Origin of the sequence: Brakhagea slesvicensis, assembly GCF_052161625.1 — a bacterium.
Classification (GTDB): domain Bacteria; phylum Planctomycetota; class Planctomycetia; order Pirellulales; family Pirellulaceae; genus JBKCUI01.
In genome coordinates this window covers 3,845,686-3,865,044 of the sequence record NZ_CP197412.1, presented here as the reverse complement: position 1 = coordinate 3,865,044, position 19,359 = coordinate 3,845,686, and the positions used below count along the sequence as shown (strand labels likewise).

The following is a 19,359-nucleotide window of genomic DNA, read 5'->3' as shown; positions in this document are numbered from 1 at the left end:
GAATGGAATCCAGCACCCCTGCCCAGCGTCCTTTTGTTCACTTGCATTGCCACAGCCATTACAGTCTGCTCGATGGTGCAAGCCCGATTGGGAAGCTACTCAAGAGGGCCAAATCGCATGGAATGACTGCGTTGGCCCTCACCGATCACGGAAACTTGCACGGATCTCTTGAGTTCTACAAGAAAGCGCGCGATTTGGGCATCAATCCCATTCTGGGGTATGAGGCGTATGTGGCGCCGGGCAGTCGATTCGAGCGGGACGCTTCCTCGTCGAAAGAAGCCGCCTACCATTTGACGCTGTTGGCGCAGAACCGAACCGGCTTTAAGAATTTGATCCGACTCGCCTCAGCAGCCAGTTTGGAAGGATTCTATTTCAAACCCCGAATCGACAAGGAGATCCTGGCGAAGTACAGCGAAGGGATCATCTGCCTCAGCGGTTGCGTTTCCAGCGAATTCTCGCGCGCGATTCTTCGAGGGCAAGACACCGACGCGGCAATTCGCGACGCGACCCATGTGACCGAATGGTTTTCAAAGGTCTTTCAAGATCGCTTCTTCATCGAGATTATGAACAACAATCTCGAGATCCAGCGGCAGCAGATGGCGGGGGCGATCGATGTGGCGAATCGAGTCGGTATTCCGTTGGTCGCCACCAGCGACGCCCACTATGTCGACAAGGAAGACGCCGAAGTGCAAGACGTATTGCTTTGCATTGCGACGGGCAAATTCCGCACCGATACCAATCGCATGCAGATGGAGGGAGATCAGTTCTATCTCCGTTCCCCGGAGGAAATGTATCAACACTTTCCCGGTCACGCCGACGCGGTCGCTCGATCGCAAGAGATCGCCAATTCGGTCGACATTGATTTGGAATTGGGCAAACGAAACTTTCCGACCTACCGATTGCCCAACCCGGAAATTACCGCCGACGACTATTTGCGGGAGTTGTGTATCAACGGACTCAAGGCGCGGTATGCGAAGAGTCCGGATATGCTCGTCGATAGCGAATTGGCCACGGTAGTCCAAGAGAGATTGGATCGCGAGCTGGGAGTGATTCGAAAGCTTGGTTTCTCGAATTACTTTTTGATCGTTTGGGACTTTGTCCGTTACGCACGTGAAATCGACGTACCCGCAACAGCTCGGGGATCTGGGGTCGGTGCATTGGTGTGTTATGCGCTTTACTTGTCCCACGTTTGTCCCGTCCGGTATGACTTGCTGTTCGAACGGTTCTTGGACGAGAGCCGACTGGAGGCACCTGATATCGACATTGATTTCTGCCAAGAACGACGGGGCGAAATCATTCGATATGTGAAAGAAAAGTACGGCGAATCGAACGTAGCTCAGATCGGAACGTTCGGAACTTTGAAGGCGCGAGGGGCAATCAAAGACGTTGGGCGAACGCTCGGATTGCCGTTGAATCGCGTCGCTCAAGTCAGCGAGTTGGTACCGGACGACCCCAAGATCTCGATTCAGAGCGCCATCGATGAGAGCGAAGATCTCAAGAAGCTCTACGAAAGCGATTCCGACGTCCGCGAGTTGCTCGATTATGCGATGAAGATCGAAGGGATGGCTCGGAATATCGGCACGCACGCCGCGGCGGTGGTGATTGCGGACAAACCGCTTACCGAGTACGTTCCCCTCATGCGAGTGTCGGGCAAAGAGGACATTATCACCCAGTGGTCGATGGGGGATGTGGAGGCGGCCGGATTGCTCAAGATGGACTTTCTGGGCCTCCGCAACTTGACCATCCTTTCCAAGTCGGTCGACATCATTGAGCAGACTCGCGGGTTTCGAATCGATCCGCTCGATTTCCCGCTCGACGACAAAGAGACCTTCGAGTTGCTCAAGCGAGGAGAAACGAAAGGAGTCTTTCAGTTGGAGTCAGGAGGGATTCGCGATTTGCTGCAGCGAATGAAGCCTGACCGTTTCCACGATATCATCGCGACCAATGCGCTCTATCGCCCTGGCCCTCTCGAAGGGGGGATGGTCGATGAATATGTCGCTGTGAAGCTAAAAAAGAAGCTGGCGACCTACATCCATCCCGTTCTCCAAGAGATCTTGGAAGAGACCAACGGTGTGATGGTTTACCAAGAGCAGGTCATGCGGATTCTGAACCGATTGGGAGGAATCGAGCTCGCTAAAGCCTACACATGTATTAAAGCGATCAGCAAGAAAAAGGAAGAATTGATCGCTGCGAATGCAGAAAAGTTTTTGGCGGGATGTCTTGAGAAAGGTCTTACGCGCAAGGAAGCAGAAGACTTCTGGAACATGATTCTCAAGTTCGCGGGATACGGCTTCAATAAGAGCCACTCGACCGCGTACGCGCTCGTCGCCTACCAAACAGCCTACTTGAAGACCCACTACAAAGTGGAGTTCATGGCTGCGTTGTTGACGGGTGACATTCCTAACCGGAACTTCAAACGAAAAGATGGCTTGGTTGAGCACATCGAAGATTGTCAACGCATGGGGATCCCTGTGGAGGCCCCCAGCGTCAATACTTGCTTAGCAGATTTTAGCGTCGCCGATAACAAGATTCACTTCGGTCTTTCGGCGATCAAAGGATGTGGCAGTTCTGCTGCCGATGCGATTGCCACCGAACGAAAGAAGAACGGCCCCTTTAAAAACATCTTCGAGTTCTGCGAACGGGTCGATGCAGCCGCTTGTGGCAAGTCCACGATTGAGTCGTTGATCAAAGCCGGTGCCATGGATTGTTTCGGAGCAAGGCGGGCGCAGTTAATGGCCGTGATCGAGAAAGCGCTCCAGGGTGGCGCATCGAAGCTGAAGGACAAGAAGAGCGGTCAAATGAGCCTCTTCGACGATGTCGCAGCGGTCACCGAAGAGGTCAAAGTGGTTTTGCCGGATGTTCCTGAGTTCCCGGAGCGTGAGAAACTGGCGATGGAGAAAGAGGTCCTCGGGTATTACCTGACGGCCCATCCTCTTTCGGAATATGCGACAACCCTCCAAGCCTTTTGTTCACACACGTCATCCACGATCAAGAATACGAAGCATCGCGACGAGGTGTTGATGGGAGGGATGATTTCTTCGATCAAGATGGCATTCATCAAGAATCCAAAGCCAGGGCAGTCCTCGAAGTACGCCAATTTCGATTTAGAGGACATGGATGGCTACGTGCGAGGAATCTGTTGGCCAAGCGACTTTGAGCAATACGGCGAATTGATCCAACACGATGCGGTTGTATTGGCGCGCGGAACGGTAGACAAGCGAGGGGAAGGCGACGAAGTCAACTTCATCGTCAATGAACTCATTCCCATCGCCGAAGCGGACACAAAGTTCACGACAGGGATCCATATTCTCTTCGATCAATCGCGGCACGACCTTGAATTGATGACGAAGATTCGCGAGATCCTACGAGGCTATCCTGGTCAGCGGGATGTCATGTTCGCATTGCGATTGCTATCCGGTGAAACCGTGCACATCAAGGCGGCCAAACATCGAGTTGCGATCGACTCCGAACTGCGAGCACGTCTGGACGATCTCTTAGGAACACCGAGCCATAAGCTGCTAGCGACCAAACCCAAGATGAAGAGCGGTGGAGGCCAAAACCAATTCCGTCGATCTGCAACGTAAGGACTTCGTGCATGTTTCTTGCGTCGTTGAAAAAACCGTTTCTCGTCTCGCTTATCGTTTCCATCTTTTTGGCAGCGTGCTTCGGGATTGTCATCGTTTTGATCGGCCGATTTAGCCTTCTCGAGACCCGGATTCTATTTTCGACGTTGGTCATTGCCGGCGGGAGTTTGGGAGGGCTTGCATGCAGCCCCGCACTGAGTAGAGAGTCGCAATTTGCTCAAGATTTATTCGTCAAATGGGTAGCAATCCTCGGGGTAGGATTATCGATTTTCGCTACCTTCCTCAGTCTGGTACTCATATGGTCGGATCAGTTCGTCCTCGGCTTGTGGAAAACGAACACGGCGGTGGTGGTTTTTGCGATCGCTTGCGGCCATATCGTTCTCCTGTCGCTCGCGAGACTGGCGGGTCGATTTCAGTGGTTGCAATTCGTCGCCAGAGGAGGCATTATCGCGCTGGCATCTCTCATCGCGATGATGATCTTCGCCCCTGAATCGTTTTTTTTGGAGGTGCAAGCGATCGCGGTGCTGTCGATTTTCGTTGCCGCGATGACAACGGCGATTCCTGTGATGCATCGATTGCATCCAGCTGAACGCATCGATTGCGTTCGAGCTGGGGTGATGGAGGGCCAATCCACCGAGGCAAGCCTGCAACAGATCGACGAAGAAATTGGCAGCCTGAATGCTCGCCTCGCTGAGTTGGAAGCGAAGCGAGCAAAGATCATTCGGGGCTAACGGGCAATCGTCATTTTCCGCCGGTGGGAATCGTATGGATTAGCCTGGAAATTTGGCTTGCATCCAGTTTGGAATCAGCTTCCAGCCTTCTGGATATTCGACGTTCGATTCTCCCGCAGCGACTTCATCGTAGCTCTTCGATCCATCCGCTTGGATACCTTTACCACACGTGGCGAAGGGGACCCAGCCGTGCGAATGCTTTTTCGTGCTGACGGGAGTCGGGTGATCGGGCATGACGAGAATGCGGTAATCGCCCATCTTTTCCAAAGCATCGAAAACAGGTCCGACAACGTGATGATCGATCGCTTCGAGCGCCTTGATCTTTTCGTCCACGCGTCCTTCGTGGCTGGCTTCATCGGTCGCTTCGACGTGGACGCAGACAATATCATGCGTCTTCAACGCTTCGATCGCAGCCTGTCCTTTGCCGGAATAGTTGGTATCGAGATAGCCGGTTGCCCCGACGACTTCGATTCGATCCCATCCGATCAAGGCCGCTAGTCCTCGAAGAAGGTCGACTGCGGTGATCATGGCACCGCAGCAGCCGTGAAGGGATTCAAAGGAGGGAAGCTGCGGAGTCTTTCCCAGGCCCCAGAGCCAAAGGTTGGTGGCGGGATGTTTGCCGGCTGCGACTCGTTTTTGATTGACTGGATGGTCTTGGAAAATCGCTTGGCTTTCTTCCATGAGGCGGCAAAGGAGTTCGCATCCAGGTCCTTTGGGGAAGTCGTTTTCGATCGACTCGTCGGTCAGATCATGGGGAGCGGTCGTTCGGGTGTCCGAGGAAAATGGAACGTCGGAGGGAGACTGACCACGGTAGATCAAGAGGTTTCTGTAGCTCACGCCGGGGACGAATTCCAAATGTGGGCTACCCAGTTTCTCTTGGGCTGTCCGGAGCATTTCGGCTGCTTCTTCGCTGGAAATGTGATCTGCGGTGAAGTCAACCATGATCTGGTTTTCAACGGTGACCAGATTGCATCGGATCGCCCAGTCATAGGGCCCCAACTGGATGCCTTGCGCGGCGGCCTCAATGGGAGCGCGGCCGGTGAAGAACTCGTGGGGGTTGTAGCCGAAGAGAGTCATGTTCGCGACTTCGCTGCCAGGCGTGAAGACGCGCGGGACGTTATCCGAACGGCCCACGATGCCTTGCTGTGCGATGCGGTCCATGTTCGGGGTCTTCGCCGCTTGCAACGGTGTCTTTCCGCCGATCGACTCGACAGGGAAATCCGCGCAGCCGTCCGGAATGATGATAACCCACTTCATAGTCGTGTCGTTTCTGATTGGAGGTGAAAAGGTCCTGTTCGCGTCATGCTTTGTCCCCTTCGGAAACACGAAGATAAACGGCTTCGTCGCGCACGGAAGCTAATTTACGGATTTCGGTGTTGGCCGCCATGGCCGCCGATTCGGTCGCTTGGTGGGTCATGATCACCAGAGGGACCGTCAAGACCGAGCCTTCTTGGGTATCCCGCGATTCGTCGGACGAAGAACCGGCTGTTCCCTCCGGCTCGTGCTGGATAATCGATGCGATCGAGACTTGGTGTTTACCCAAGATCCCTGTGATTTGCGAAAGAACGCCGGGCTCGTCGGCGACGTGAAACCGCATGTAGTAGCGGCCCTTGGAATGCTCGTAAGGGAGGAGCTCGATTTTCGATTCGCGGTCCGACCAAAGTTCCAATCGCCGGAACGTAATATCGGTGCGGCCCGCTGCAGTGTCGATCATATCGGCAACCACCGCGCTGGCGGTCGGCATTTGTCCCGCCCCCTTGCCGTGGAAGAACATATCTCCTACAGCGTCGCCGACGACCAAGATCGCATTGTAGGCCCCGCGAACTTCCGCCAACGGACGCCCTTTGCGGATCAACGTGGGTGAGACATGAAGTTCGAGTTGGCCGGTTTCCTCGTGCAAGTGGGCCGTGGCAATCAGTTTGATGCGATACCCGAGTTCGGATGCGTATCGCAAGTCCGCTAGCTGGAATGCTTCCAAGCCGCGACGATGGATCTCTCTCCACTTCACTCGAACACCGAACGCTAAGTGGGCGAGAATAGCAAGCTTCTGCGCGGCATCGCTTCCGTCGACGTCCATGGTCGGGTCTGCTTCCGCATACCCGAGTTCCTGGGCGTGGCGAACGGCGTCGGCATAGTCTTCCCCCTGCTCCTCCATCTGGGTGATGATGTAGTTGCTCGTACCGTTGAGGATTCCTCGGAGCGAGCGGATTTGATTGGCGGAAAAGCACTGCGAAATGTTTGCAATGATCGGGATGCCTCCCCCTACGCTCGCCTCAAAGGCGATAGTGCGACCCAGGGCTCGTGCGCGATCGAAAAGTTCTTCTCCGTGTTCGGCCAGGAGCGCTTTATTCGCAGTGACCACGTCTTTTCCTGCGTCAAGCAACTGCAGCATGATCGTGCGAGCCGGTTCGATGCCTCCGACCAAATGGGCGACCACCTCGATATTCGGATCGTTGAGCACCGAGTTCAAGTCATCGGTGAGGACCCCTTTGGGCAAGTTGATGGAGCGATGCTTTTTTAGGTCCCGAACGGTTGCCTTCTCCAGCCAAAGAACGCGTCCCGCGTGGCGAGCCAAACGGTCCCCATGATCGAGCAGGAGTTTCGCCACCCCGGTGCCGACAGTTCCCATGCCGACTATGGCAACCCTTGTTTTCTCCATGAAAGAGCGTCATCCTCTGTTGGTGATCATCCGAAAAGGCACAATAGTAAACCAAGATCACGATCTCGCAAAGTTACCGTTCCGCAAACCGGGATGCCCAGGGCATGCAATTCGATACCGAAACGACCATCTGCGCTATTGCCACCGGTGAAGCCCCCGCCCTCCGAGGTGCGATTCGTATTACCGGTCCTGATACGCTCGCGATGCTCAAGTCTCTGGGCTCCCTGCCCGAGAATATCCCATTTGCCCAGCGCTTCGAAATGGACATCGATCTCGGAGAGCTTGGGGGACTCCCCGTCTCGGTTTTTTGTTGGCCGGACTCCAGAAGTTACACTGGCCAACCTTCCGCCGAATTGCACACGCTCGGTGCACCAGTCCTGCTGAGCGAACTACAACGAAAACTGATTCTATCCGGCGTCAAACTCGCGCAACCCGGTGAGTTCACCCTCCGAGCTTTTCTTGCTGGGAGATTGGACCTGACGCAATGCGAAGCGGTACTCGGAGTCATTCACGCGCACGACCAACGAAGTCTTGAGGTGGCGCTGAATCAGCTGGCGGGAGGGTTGGCCGCACCCTTGGCCGACACGCGCCGCAATTTGATCCATCTGCTGGCGGACATTGAAGCCGGGTTGGACTTTGTTGACGAAGACATCCAGTTCATTTCACCCGAGCAAATCGAATCGAGGTTGCTCGACGCCAAAGCGAGTGTCGAGGGAATTCTCTCTCAAATGGACTCCCGATCGGGACAAAAACATGAATGGCAAATCGCCCTCATCGGTCCTCCCAACGCGGGCAAGAGTTCGCTTCTCAATGCCATGGCTGGTACCGAGGTAGCGATGGTCAGCCCGACCCCCGGCACCACCCGCGATTACCTTCGTTACCGAATCCAACAGTCCGATGTGGCATTCGATCTGCTCGATACCGCTGGCATGGAGGAGTGGAGGGATGACTCACCGCGCGGCATCGCACAATCCTTCACCCAATCGCAAATCGAGCATGCGGACTTGTTGCTTTACTGCTCTCCACACGACGCGTCTCCAGAACCGATCGCTGCACCGGTGCTGAAGGCATCCAAACCGATCTGGCTGATCGAAACCAAATGCGATGTTGCTCGGAGCTGCGATCAGGTTCGCGATCCCTGCAAGGAGCCTATTGATGCGCGATACGAAGTCAGTTCGAAGACCGGGCATGGGATTGCGGTGCTATGCCAAGCGATTCTGCAATGGGTACGGGATCAAAAAACAGAGCAAGCCGACGCGGTACCCATGACCGTGGAGCGATGCCAAGGTGCTTTGCTCAACGCTCGGGGGGCGATCTCGGCAGCCCTCGACGCAGTCCGCAGTCGATGTGGCGACGAAATCATCGCAGCCGAAATCCGCATTGCATTAGACGAAATCGGATTGGTAGCCGGGACGGTTTACACCGAAGATGTGCTGGACGCACTTTTCAGTCGCTTTTGTATCGGCAAGTGATTTCGCGGAAACCCAGTAACCCAGTAACCCAGTAACCCAGTAACCCAGTAACCCAGTAACCCAGTGCATCAATCATCGCGAATCTCTTCGAATTGGGGCAGGTCGCCATCGACCTCGTCATCCGACGAGGTTGAGTCTTGGATCAGCCCCCATTGTTGCAATCGGCGAATCATGCGAGCGCGGGAAATGGAGAGGAGTTTGGACGCAGCGGTGCGATTTCCTTTGCTATACTCCAATGCTTGCATGATGAGTTGCTTTTCAACCTGTTCGAGGACTTCATCTAATGCGATGGGTTCGACAGCAGGGGGCCGTTCAAAGTGACTGGGGCTTGTCCGGATTGCAATCGGAAGGTGCGGAACGCCAATCTCTCCCCCGTCTGAATTTTGGAGCGACGATTCGAGGACGTTGGCCAACTCCTCGTAGCTTCCTGGCCATGGATAGGCGAGCAACGCGTCTTTCGCTTGAGAGGCGATCGTGAGATGTCGAGCGATTTTCTCGGACCGGATCCGAAGGCCTTGCTCCGCCAATTGCTGCCTGGCTAGAAACCAGCTTGCTACGATGGAATCCAAGTCTTCCAGCCTCTCGCGCAGCGATGGGAGTTCGATGCGTAGCGGGGAAAGACGTAGCCAAAGTCGGAGCCACAGCGACGTTGTGCCTCGGCATTCGGGAAGAGGTTTGCGGCAGCTCGCAAAGGTAACGAGCTGCGGTCTCGAAGCAAGGTAGCGATCCAAGGCGAGCAGGAGCTCCTCGGGAAGTTCATCGAGCCTCGATAAAAAGAGACTTGCTCTGGGGCCAAAGGAGCGAATCACTTCATCGACTGCTTCGAGAACACTTTCCAAAAGCGAACCATCCATCAGATGGCAGTCCACACGGATGGTCGAACCAGGCTGGTAGGGCAGACTCTTTCGCAACGCTCGTGAGCGAGCCAACATCGATACGAGGGCTTCCCGTTCTTCACAATCGTCACCGATCAAGATGACTGAGGACTCCGACTCACAAGCTAATTCCCATTGTTGTCGCAAGAGCATGGATCGCAGGGACGGACCGGCCGATAACCATGGCCAGGGTGGCGCCGAATCTTCTGCAGTCGACTGGGGCAATGGGCATTCCTGACTGCCCGCTTGCAAACGCTGGTAAATATCCAACAACCGTTCTCGAAAAAGGAGCACTAGCAACGTTCCTGGTGGCGCGGCGATCTCCAATCCGTCGAGCTTTGGTTCCAAAGGAACGATCACCTTCGTCGTCGCATTGTCCCACTGCGAGAAGTGGATCGTGTTCCTATCCCACAGCGTGGGGGGAGCGAGCTGTGCGATCCAGTCGGCGAGCCGGTCTGCGTTACGAACCGGATCGGTCTCCGCCTGACTCGCGATAGGTTGAGAAGGAAGACGGCAATTGAGACCAATCAACTCCATCGGTGCAGAATCTGGGCCGCGAATAGAGTCTACCCAAGCGAGCATCGCTTCATTGGCGTAAACGAGAATGTCTTGCTCGTCGAGAACGTACATCGGATTGTCCGAGCTACCGATTAGCCTGGCGATTTGCCGTTTCGCAATCGATTTATACGGATCATCCGAGGACATACGAGGGAGCCTTGTTCTGTGGAAACTTCAAGCGAGGGGTGGGAGCGGGATTTGGACGGGCTCTCTTGGGATTCTATCGAGCAATGTACGATCCTGCTTGACCATCGACTCCAAATCCCCGAGATCGATCTCCACAGGGCGATCGATCCATCCCAAGCTATTTGCCAACAGCCCCAGAATAAAGCGGTTCGAATAACCCTCGTCTCGAAGGGTACAAAGCCGCGTGTCGCCATGCCGTTTCGCGAGCCGCCTACCGTCGGGACCAACCACGAGTGGCGCGTGAAACCAGCGAGGCGGTTTCCATCCCATCGAGTGGTAGAGGGCAAGCTGTCGATAGGTGCTGCTGACCAAATCGGCCCCTCGTACCACTTGGTTGATCCCCATGTCATGATCGTCAACCACCACCGCGAGCTGATAGGCAGGTGGGCCGTAATTGCGAGCGACGACAAAGTCGCCCAGTGCCTGGATCGGTGCAAGACTTTGTTTTCCAAGGAAGTCGTCCGACCAAGTCATTCGAAGCGTTCCACGATCGATTTCGATATGTTCACCATGGAGCGACTCGATGGAGGAGAATCGAAATCTCCAAGCGTACTTGAGACCTTGTGCATCGAGTCTTTCCGCATCGCATGCTTTGCGATACGAACAGGTTCCTGGGTAGACCGGCCCATCGACGGGAAGGGGTGTCGACACCAAGTCTTGGTCGGCTGGCGTTGGTTCGTGCGGCGCGCTCGCCGATTGTTCGATTTCACTGCGGGTGCAGGTGCATGGATAGATCCAATCTTTTTCTCGCAGCGTTTCAAGAACTGCTTGGTAGCGAGCAAGTCGCTCGGATTGCAGGACGTATCCCCGCTCTCGAAGGGACTTTCCCCAAAACGATTCCCGAGCCAAGTCTGTCTGCGGAATCTCTCCGAGCGAATGGGACTGCTCCACACGATCCCACGTAAGCCCGAGCCACCGCAGGTCTTCGATCAACAGAGATTCGGCACCAGTCTTGGTGCGAGGTGTATCCAGATCTTCGATTCGCAGGTAGAGCATGCCCCGGTTCCATCGAGCCAGCATCCACGCCAATAAATAGGTTCGGGCATTTCCCAAATGCTGGGCACCCGTCGGAGATGGTGCGAGTCGACCGATGGTTTGGGGATTCGGATCCATAGGAATTATCGGCCGCCTTTTAAGAACATGTCTCGTTCCATAGTGAAACGTGCGAACCGCTATTTCGAGCCTCGGTCACGGTGATAGAGACGCCGGGCAGTCGTCGCTGGAATTCATCGGAGATTCGTTCCACCTCCGCCCCTTCCGGCAATGCCAACGCGACGGTGGGTCCCCAACTGCTTTGCGCGGCACCTCGGTATCCCAATCCCTTCGCTGTTTCGATAATGCGTTGGATCGATTGGGATCGATAAACACCTCCTTGCACCTTTTCAAAAACTTTACCAGCCAGCTGTCCATATTGGCCGATGTGGCGATCCCACCTTGCCCAGTCCTTCGACTCTAACGCGGGCGCGAGATGCTCTTCGATCAGAGAGAGCATGGCTTCGCGATTTGGATTCGGGTGTTGCGAGCAGGCTTGAAACATTTCCCTCTCGGCATCGCCGGACTCCCCTTCGGTCCTTCCATCTCGCAACAAAAGGACGGGCCAACTAGGAAAAGGAAGGAAACGGACCCGTCTAGAAGGTTGGCCAGAGTCCAGAATAGCTCCACCGGAAAGGTAACCCGCCAGACCGATATACGAACGAAGGCCCCGTCCGCTTAGTCGTGCCAAGTCGTCGAGGGATAACTCGCAACGCAACGGATCGCCCGATGCGGCGGCTGTTAGGGCATGGATCACCATGGAGCTCCATTGCGTCCCAGACCCCAGACCTTGATGAGGTCGTTGCGTCGTGTCGAACAAGAGTCGGCGGACAGGAAGGTGGGCTCTGCCGGGGTGGAATGCCAACCATCGGTTGCAGAGATCCAATACTCGACCGTGCCAGTCGTTAGGTGCAACGATTTGTAATTCATCGATAAGGCATTCTGTCACTTCGAATCGCAGCACGGAGGATGGATTGGACACCATCCAGCCAATACCTCCATAACAACTTGGTGCACCCGGGTGAATCTCGACGAGTCCCAAGTGCAGTCTGGATCCGGCTCGGATCTCATATCGGTTCGAGGGGGAATCGGCCGAGTTTGTAGCGGGGAGCAGACTAGTCATGCAGTGGTTGATGGAAGATCCGCTCGTCAAGTTTCTACTTCGGCCGCCGCGAGGACCAAGGAATCGTCAGGGGTGCCTGACCAAGTCGGAAGGTCGCATCGGGTGGCGATCCAACCTGGGTGAACCACTCGGCCACTCGTCTTGGGCGATCCGAGCAGTCGCCAGCGAATCGGAGATGGGGTATCGGGGACGGAGACCACTTCCCCTTCTGATTGTTCGAGGAGAGGTTTGATTCCGAAGGAATGCTGCAAGCACTTTTTCGAGTCTCGTAAAACATCGCGCGCCGCGGCGCCGATTTGAGCGTCGCTGTATTGGTCGAGGGATTCCTGGATTAAATCGATCAGTCTCGCCTCCCGTTGGAGCGTGCTTAGCAGCGTGAGCGCTTCGCTTCGTGACGATTTCATCGCGATTGGAGCAGGCTTCTGTGGAGTCGTTTTCGGTGATTCCGACTCCACCGTTCGTTTCGCCGCAGAGGGTGTTTGCCCCTGATCGGGCTGGGCAGGGGCAGGCAAAAGAAGTCTTTGGACCGCAGCCGCTCGCTCCTTGTTCAGGAGGACGGCAAAGAAAGCACGGAACGCGAGTAGGATTCGCATGAGACTCGCTCAGGAGGAAAAAGGGGGTACGAACGCGAAATCGAGCGAGAGAGTATACCGCAAGCCTTTTCTGTCGGGCAGGCGTTTCGATGCTGCACCGACAGCATCTCCTGCGGTATACTTCCCGTGCGACGGGGCGCAGCGAGGAAGATTCAAAGGACATGAGGAAACCGGCCAAACCGAACGGGTCATCGAAGATGGGCGATGAGCAAAGGCTTTCGAACGCAGCGCGGCAGTCGGCTCCTGCAGCCATGTCTTTGTCGACATCGCAGCGGATCGCGATGCAGAAGCAGTTGGGGGAGATGTTGTACCGAGCCCCTCACATGTGGCGGGATCGTTCGGAGCGTCAGAAGTGGATCGCAGACCGAATCTTATCCCGATCCAAGGTGATGAAGACCCGTAATTTTCAGGCCGTCTCACGCACCGATCTCGAAGCGATGGCCTGGTTGTACGATGAATCGTTCTTGGGAGGGATCGCGTTGCCATTGGCGGAATCGTATGGTCTTTCCTTTCGATTGAGTTCCCGAATGACCCGAGCGGGTGGAAAGACGACACGGACAACGTTTCCGCCGGTTGCAGGCACTCCGGGCCGAACCCATTACGAAATCGCCTTGTCGACTTCCCTCTTGTTCCAATCGTTTCGTGTCCCCGGAGATACGATTCGGGTTTGTGGGTTCGAATGCCAGGATCGTCTGACTGCCATGCAACGGGTTGTCGAGCACGAGTTGATCCATCTTTGCGAGATGTTGGTTTGGATTCAAAGCGATTGCGCCGCAGGACGGTTTCAGTCGATCGCAAAGAACTTATTCGCCCACACCGAGCATCGCCATGAGTTGATCACGCAGCAGGAGCGAGCGGCCAAGGAATTCAATATCCGCACCGGCCAGCGCGTTGCATTTCGACATGAAGGAAAAACATTGGTCGGCATGGTCAATAGGATTACTCGTCGAGCCACTATTCTGGTAGAAGATAGCCGCGGGAAGCGCTTTAGCGACGGTCGCCACTACGTGAAATACTACGTTCCCATTCAACAACTCCGCCCAATCGCTTGATCAACGCATGAGACATTTAACGGACATCGATTCGAAACCCCAAGCGGAGGCTTTTGTCGCTTATCTGCTCACCAAAGGAATTTCCACGCACGTCGAGAACGAATCCCCGCGACCGGGAACGACCGATCCCAGTTGGTCCATTTGGATCCGCGAGGAAGACCGGATTCCTGAGGCGAATCGAGAGCTGCAGTCCTTTCTCGCGGAGCCCAATCATGATCGCTACCGAACCGCGGTTGTCGAAGCGAGAGCGATCGTTCAGAAGGAGCGCGACCAACAAAAGCAACGCGAGAAGAACATTCAAAAGGTGAAATACACCCGACCAGCGGGTGTTGGAGGGAAGATGCCACCTCTGACATTGGCATTGATCATCCTCTGCGTCGTCTTGGGGTTGATCACGGAGTTCGGGTATGTGAGCGATGGGAACAGGCTCGGTGCAATCGCGATGAAGGAACTGAAGTTCGTCGACTACGCGAAGTTCGTCGAAACGCGCGATCCCGCATACTCTCTGAAGCAAGGAGAAATCTGGCGTGTCATCACTCCCGCCTTCTTGCACGGTGGAACATTGCACTTGTTGCTCAACATGATTTCGCTCGCTTCTCTAGGCCGTTTGACCGAACGGGTCGAAGGGATCGGAAAGTACTCGATCATTCTTCTCCTGTCCGCGATCGGCGCGCATTTGCTGCAAGGATTGATGCCCCCCCAGTTCTGGGGGACTCCCAATTTCGTTGGAATCTCAGGAGTCGTTCTCGGGCTATTCGGTTATTTGGCGGTGAAGTCTCAGCTCCGACCCGATTGCGGCTTTTTCTTCCCACCCGATGCCTATGTGCTCACAGGCATGCTTTTGCTGGCGGGCTTCCTAAGCCAAGGTGGGTTGGGGATGGCCAACATGGCCCACCTAGGTGGGTTGGCGACCGGAGCTCTTCTCGGACTTTTTTGGAGCCGCTAAACTCCAGCGCGACCGTTAAAGTCCCACCCCCTTTTGGTAATTTATTCCATTCACTCCTGGTCCTGACCCCTACAAATGACTTAAATTAAACGGTCCGCTCCGCCATACAATCGGAGCAGCCCGGGGACTTGAGTCGATTCGTTGTGGTTCGTGGAATGAGGATTGTACCGATGGTAAGGATTTTTGCCGTTCTCGCGTGCGCTTTGGTCGCTTGGACGGATCCTTGGAATTCCCTTGGGACCGCCAATGCCTTGGCGTCCGTATGTCCATTCTGCACCGCTGCAGGTCAGACGCTTCGCCAAGAAATGGAATCGATGGATGTCGTAGCGATTGCGACTCTCGTTCCCGATGGACGGGATGACATCGACGGGCTTGCGAAGTTCAAATTGGAGGGGATCCTCAAAGGGGACGCGTTGGTCAAGGTTGGGCAGGAATTCCAAGCCACCTATTTTGGTCCCGGCAAATCGACAAAGCGTTTTCTCATGCAGGGGGTCGATCCTCGCGAACTCGTTTGGTCCTCCCCCGTCCCGTTGACCGACGAAGGGGAAAAATACGTATCGAAGCTGTTGAAACTCCCCCAGGATCCCGTCGAGCGTCTTGCATTCTTTCAAGAGTATTTTGAGCACCCCGATGCTTTGCTATCTCGCGATTGCTATGACGAATTCGCACTAACTCCCTACGAAGAAGTCATCAAACTCAAAAGCAAGATGGATCGCCCGAAGCTGATCCGATGGGTGCAGGATCCCGCGATGGCTCCCGACCGCAAACGGCTCTACTTCACGATGCTCGGCGTGTGTGGAACGAAGGAAGACACCGTTTGGATGGAGAAGATGATCACCAGCACCAAACCCGAAGATCGCGCCGGTTTGGATTCGTTGATCGCCGCATATTTGACACTCAAAGGAGAGGCCGGCCTTCCCTTGATCGTCGATTCCTTTTTGAAAAATCCTGAGTCTCAGTACGTTGATATTTTTGCTGCGGTGATGGCATTGCGATTCCATTCCACCGAGGGGAAGGTTTTGACGAAGCCCGCTGTCGCCAAAGCGATGTGCCATTTGCTAGAACGACCCGATTTAGCGGATCTCGTTATTCCGGATTTGGCGAGGATGGAGGATTGGTCCCAGTTGGATCGATTGACCCAACTCTTTAAAGACGCCAAGGAAGACAACGCTTGGATTCGAATGCCGATTGTCAACTACACGAGAGCTTGCCCGCTTCCGGAAGCCAAAGATCGCCTCAAAGAGATGGAGCAGATCGATCCGGCAGCAGTGAAGAGATCGAAGACGTTCTTCCCTATTCCTATACCAGGATCGAACGTTCCCAAAAAGGATGAGTCGAGCCAGATCCGATGGGCACCGAGGAGCATTCTGGCGGATGCGGCCGGAAGGTCTGCCGAGGAAGGGGCATTTCGCGCCGGCTTCGCCGCGCGCATGCAATCGCGCGTCGCAACCGTCGCGGGGGAAACGATCGATTTTGACGATTCCGACTTGTCCCTGTCCGATCCGCATGCCATTCGCTTGAACCACTGGCGAGCGCTCGGCGTAGTATCGCTCGCGACATTAACAACCGGTACGTTTATGTGGCTGGTCGCGACCCGCAACGGCTAGACATCGCCAGCTGTATTTGTATCGCCCGCTGGCCATCCCACAGTTCATCGATCCATTAGGTTCTCTTGCTTTTCCGAGAGTCTCATCCCGTATGTTGAAACCTGAATCGCAAAACGAGGCCTTCTTTCAAGGGGTAGCAGAAGACCTACCTGAAGAGTTCTCCTACAAGGCGTTGAGTCGAGCGGCAATCTTGTCCGTCTTCTTTGGCCTCTTTGGCATCCTCGCCTGGTTCTCACCTCTTCTGACTGTCCTTCCGTTCTTGGCGACGCTCTTCGCGTGCCTCGCCTTTTACAACCTCAAGAAATTTCCGGCTGAGCTGACTGGAAAGATTTGGGCTACCATCGGCGGTATTCTTGGAATCGTCTTGTTGATCGGGGCGCCTGCGAAACACTCTTATATCTACTTGACCGAAGTTCCCGATGGATACGAACGAATTTCTTTCGCGGCTTTGAAGAGTCCGATGGGTGCGCCGGATGTGCCAACGCTCGAAGCATTGAAACTCAGCGGGAAGAAGATCTTCTTAAAGGGATATATCCATCCCACTTCGTTAGCAAGTATGAGCTCGAAGACGTTCGTACTGGTGCCGGACTGGGCGACCTGCTGCTTCGGCACACAACCCCCGCTGACCCATATGATCGAGGTCCGATTGGTGAACGATAAGTTCGCGTCGCGATCTTACCGCCAGCATTCTCTCGCAGGGACATTCGAGGTCATGCCACAGATCAAAGAAATCGACGGTCTGACCGGCGTCTACTACGTCCTCGAAGCAGAGCATTTTCAGTAGTAACGCAAAGGCCAGGAGGCTCTGGTGAGGCATGGGCGAAGCCCAGGCGACGCCGCACGAGAAGCGTCTCGAAGGCACCGACCGACCAACCCTTTATCTTCCATGACTACCTTTCATGCATCCGAGGTCGTGGGTACAACCGTATAACGCCCAGGCCGATGGTTTCATCCGCCGGCCTTCTCTTCGCGGTTGATGGAACTCCACTATGTTTTGGATCGCGCTCAAGATGCTTTTTCATGACCGGGCCAAATATTTGGGCTTGGTCATCGGCGTCGCGTTTTCCACTCTTCTCATCAATCAACAGCTGGGAATTTTCCTGGGACTCCTCGCGCGCGCGGCCGCTGTGATTGTGGATGTCCCAGAAGCCAACATCTGGGTGATGGATCCGGGGGTCAAGAATCTGGATACCGTCTTTCCGCTTCGAGATACCGAACTGGGACGAGTTCGAGGAGTTCCGGGTGTCGAATGGGCCGTCCCGTTTTTCAAGTCGATGGCCACGATCAGGACCGCCACCGGGGAGCTTGAATCGGCCCTACTGCTGGGTGTCGACGATGCCTCATTAGTAGGAGTTCCCTCGGAAGTCATTCTCGGCGAGATCGATGAGCTCAGGCGCCCTGATGCGGTGGCGGTAGGCCTCGATGGGTATGGAAAAGTATGGCGCAATGAACCGATCACATTGGGCCGCACCGTCGAGTTGAACGATCGCAGAGCGGTCGTCGTGGCCGTGGTCAAGGATTCCCCCAAATTCACATCGTCCATCACGTTTTTTACCCGTTACTCCCAAGCGTTGCAGTACACGAACAACGGCCGTAATCAAATGTCGTTTATTCTCGCTCGGGCTCAAGGTCCGCAGTCGGCAGAACAAGTGGCTGCGACCATTTCCGAGAGGACAGGCCTTCAAGCCATGACGTCGAACGAGTTTCGGGACAAGGCGATTCAGTACGTGATCGACAACACCGGCATTCCTGTCAGCTTTGGAACGGTGGTTGGATTGGGGATTTTGGTAGGTGTCTGTGTGGTTGGGTTGATGTTCAATTTGTTCGTACTGGAGAATCTCCGATATTTCGCTGTTCTCAAAGCGATCGGTGCCCGCAATGCGAAGTTGGTTGGGATGGTTTTTCTCCAAGCTCTGGTCGTCGGTTTCGTGGGTTTTAGTTTAGGGCTCTTCGGCGCAGCTTCCTTCTTTGAGTTCGCTGGCAGGAATTCAAACTTCGCCGGTTTCTATTTGCCTTGGCAGATCGGTCTCCTCTCGGGAGGGGTTGCAGCGGGAATTATCTTTCTTGCTTCGCTCGTCGCGCTTCGCCGTCTTTTATTTGTCGATCCCGCGGTCGTTTTTCGAGGCTAACCGATGCACCGAAGTGGAGAATCGTTTTGAGCTACCCTGCTGACCGAGATGCCATCTCATCGGAGACCGACGAATGCATCGCTGTTGCGTGTCGAACGATCACGCGAGATTTCGGCGAGGGGCAAGCGAAAGTGCGCGTATTGCACGGGGTGGACCTAGATATCCCGCTCGGAAAGACGACGTTTTTGGTCGGTCCTAGCGGTTGTGGTAAAACCACTTTGATTTCTATTATCGCGGGTCTACTGACGCCGACGTCGGGTCGTGTTCAAATCTTAGATCGCGAGATTACCAAACTGCGAGGGGGGCGATTGGTTTCGTTTCGAGCGCAGGTATTGGGGTTTATTTTTCAGCAGTTTAACTTGATACCGGCATTGACCGCCGCGGAGAATGCCGCGGTGTCGCTCGTTGTGCAAGGGTATACGCTTGCTGCGGCCAAGAGAAAGAGCTCCTTGCTGCTGGACAAGCTTGGAATGAGCAGCAATGCGAACAAGTTTCCGAATCAACTTTCAGGTGGGCAGCAACAGCGTGTCGCGATCGCGAGGGCGCTCGTCCATGATCCTCGGATCGTCATTTGCGACGAGCCAACAGCCTCGCTCGACGCCGAATCGGGTTACGCAGTCATGCAGCTTCTCCAAGAGGTAGCGAAATCACCGCAGCGCGCGGTGATCGTCGTGACCCACGACAATCGAATCTATGGATTCGCTGATCTGATCGCAAGCATGTCGGATGGTCGCATTCTGGATGTTGCGACGCAGCCCAAACACGAGTCTCGCCGCGCCGATCGCGAGAAGTCCTCTCACTGAGAGAAAACC

Annotated in this window: 16 protein-coding genes; 10 read left to right on the top strand and 6 right to left on the bottom strand. The window is 55.1% G+C overall.

Going from position 1 to position 19,359, the window contains the following annotated elements:
- Positions 1–2 precede the first annotated feature (2 nt).
- Both dnaE and SH467x_RS14690 read left to right on the top strand, forming a co-directional pair.
- On the top strand, positions 3–3,584 hold the full coding sequence (gene dnaE, locus SH467x_RS14695; RefSeq protein ID WP_482367863.1) for a DNA polymerase III subunit alpha: 3,582 nt from the start codon (positions 3–5) through the stop codon (positions 3,582–3,584).
- 11 nt (positions 3,585–3,595) lie between these two features.
- Positions 3,596–4,315: a hypothetical protein gene (locus tag SH467x_RS14690; protein WP_482367862.1), complete on the top strand. Its 720-nt coding sequence runs from the start codon at positions 3,596–3,598 to the stop codon at positions 4,313–4,315.
- A gap of 39 nt (positions 4,316–4,354) precedes the next feature.
- Here SH467x_RS14690 and SH467x_RS14685 read toward each other — a convergent pair whose 3' ends face one another.
- Together SH467x_RS14685 and SH467x_RS14680 are read right to left on the bottom strand one after the other, a co-directional pair.
- Positions 4,355–5,572 (bottom strand): cofactor-independent phosphoglycerate mutase, encoded by a 1,218-nt coding sequence (locus SH467x_RS14685; protein WP_482367861.1) that lies wholly within the window; start codon positions 5,570–5,572, stop codon positions 4,355–4,357.
- A gap of 43 nt (positions 5,573–5,615) precedes the next feature.
- On the bottom strand, positions 5,616–6,974 hold the full coding sequence (locus SH467x_RS14680; RefSeq protein ID WP_482367860.1) for a homoserine dehydrogenase: 1,359 nt from the start codon (positions 6,972–6,974) through the stop codon (positions 5,616–5,618).
- A 104-nt stretch (positions 6,975–7,078) separates the two neighbouring features.
- On the opposite strand from SH467x_RS14680, the gene SH467x_RS14675 reads away from it, so the two are divergent.
- Positions 7,079–8,446, top strand: a complete 1,368-nt coding sequence (locus SH467x_RS14675; RefSeq protein WP_482367859.1) for a tRNA modification GTPase — start codon at positions 7,079–7,081, stop codon at positions 8,444–8,446.
- A 68-nt stretch (positions 8,447–8,514) separates the two neighbouring features.
- Here SH467x_RS14675 and SH467x_RS14670 read toward each other — a convergent pair whose 3' ends face one another.
- From SH467x_RS14670 to SH467x_RS14655, 4 genes are read right to left on the bottom strand one after another with little or no spacing between them, the layout of a single operon-like run.
- On the bottom strand, positions 8,515–10,026 hold the full coding sequence (locus tag SH467x_RS14670; protein ID WP_482367858.1) for a helix-turn-helix domain-containing protein: 1,512 nt from the start codon (positions 10,024–10,026) through the stop codon (positions 8,515–8,517).
- Between the two features lie 27 nt (positions 10,027–10,053).
- A complete protein-coding gene (gluQRS, locus tag SH467x_RS14665; RefSeq protein ID WP_482367857.1) occupies positions 10,054–11,178 on the bottom strand; it encodes a tRNA glutamyl-Q(34) synthetase GluQRS in 1,125 nt (374 codons plus the stop codon).
- Between the two features lie 19 nt (positions 11,179–11,197).
- The gene (locus SH467x_RS14660; protein WP_482367856.1) at positions 11,198–12,220 is read right to left on the bottom strand and encodes a hypothetical protein; all 1,023 of its coding nucleotides are present in this window, start codon (positions 12,218–12,220) and stop codon (positions 11,198–11,200) included.
- A gap of 26 nt (positions 12,221–12,246) precedes the next feature.
- Positions 12,247–12,813, bottom strand: coding sequence for a DUF2760 domain-containing protein (locus SH467x_RS14655; protein ID WP_482367855.1), 567 nt, complete (start codon positions 12,811–12,813; stop codon positions 12,247–12,249).
- Here SH467x_RS14655 and SH467x_RS14650 point away from each other — a divergent pair.
- The 7 genes from SH467x_RS14650 to SH467x_RS14620 all read left to right on the top strand — a co-directional run bounded on the left by SH467x_RS14650 (position 12,812) and on the right by SH467x_RS14620 (position 19,350).
- A complete protein-coding gene (locus SH467x_RS14650; RefSeq protein WP_482367854.1) occupies positions 12,812–13,021 on the top strand; it encodes a hypothetical protein in 210 nt (69 codons plus the stop codon). The two genes, SH467x_RS14655 and SH467x_RS14650, sit on opposite strands and share 2 nt — an antisense overlap.
- Positions 13,011–13,865, top strand: coding sequence for a hypothetical protein (locus tag SH467x_RS14645; RefSeq protein WP_482367853.1), 855 nt, complete (start codon positions 13,011–13,013; stop codon positions 13,863–13,865). The genes SH467x_RS14650 and SH467x_RS14645 overlap by 11 nt, the downstream gene beginning before the upstream one ends.
- A 7-nt stretch (positions 13,866–13,872) precedes the next feature.
- On the top strand, positions 13,873–14,811 hold the full coding sequence (locus tag SH467x_RS14640; RefSeq protein WP_482367852.1) for a rhomboid family intramembrane serine protease: 939 nt from the start codon (positions 13,873–13,875) through the stop codon (positions 14,809–14,811).
- 170 nt (positions 14,812–14,981) lie between these two features.
- Positions 14,982–16,418, top strand: coding sequence for a hypothetical protein (locus SH467x_RS14635; protein WP_482367851.1), 1,437 nt, complete (start codon positions 14,982–14,984; stop codon positions 16,416–16,418).
- 91 nt (positions 16,419–16,509) lie between these two features.
- Positions 16,510–17,202, top strand: a complete 693-nt coding sequence (locus tag SH467x_RS14630) for a DUF3299 domain-containing protein (protein ID WP_482367850.1) — start codon at positions 16,510–16,512, stop codon at positions 17,200–17,202.
- Between the two features lie 205 nt (positions 17,203–17,407).
- A complete protein-coding gene (locus tag SH467x_RS14625; RefSeq protein WP_482367849.1) occupies positions 17,408–18,547 on the top strand; it encodes an ABC transporter permease in 1,140 nt (379 codons plus the stop codon).
- A gap of 26 nt (positions 18,548–18,573) precedes the next feature.
- Positions 18,574–19,350, top strand: a complete 777-nt coding sequence (locus tag SH467x_RS14620) for an ABC transporter ATP-binding protein (protein ID WP_482367848.1) — start codon at positions 18,574–18,576, stop codon at positions 19,348–19,350.
- Positions 19,351–19,359 lie beyond the last annotated feature (9 nt).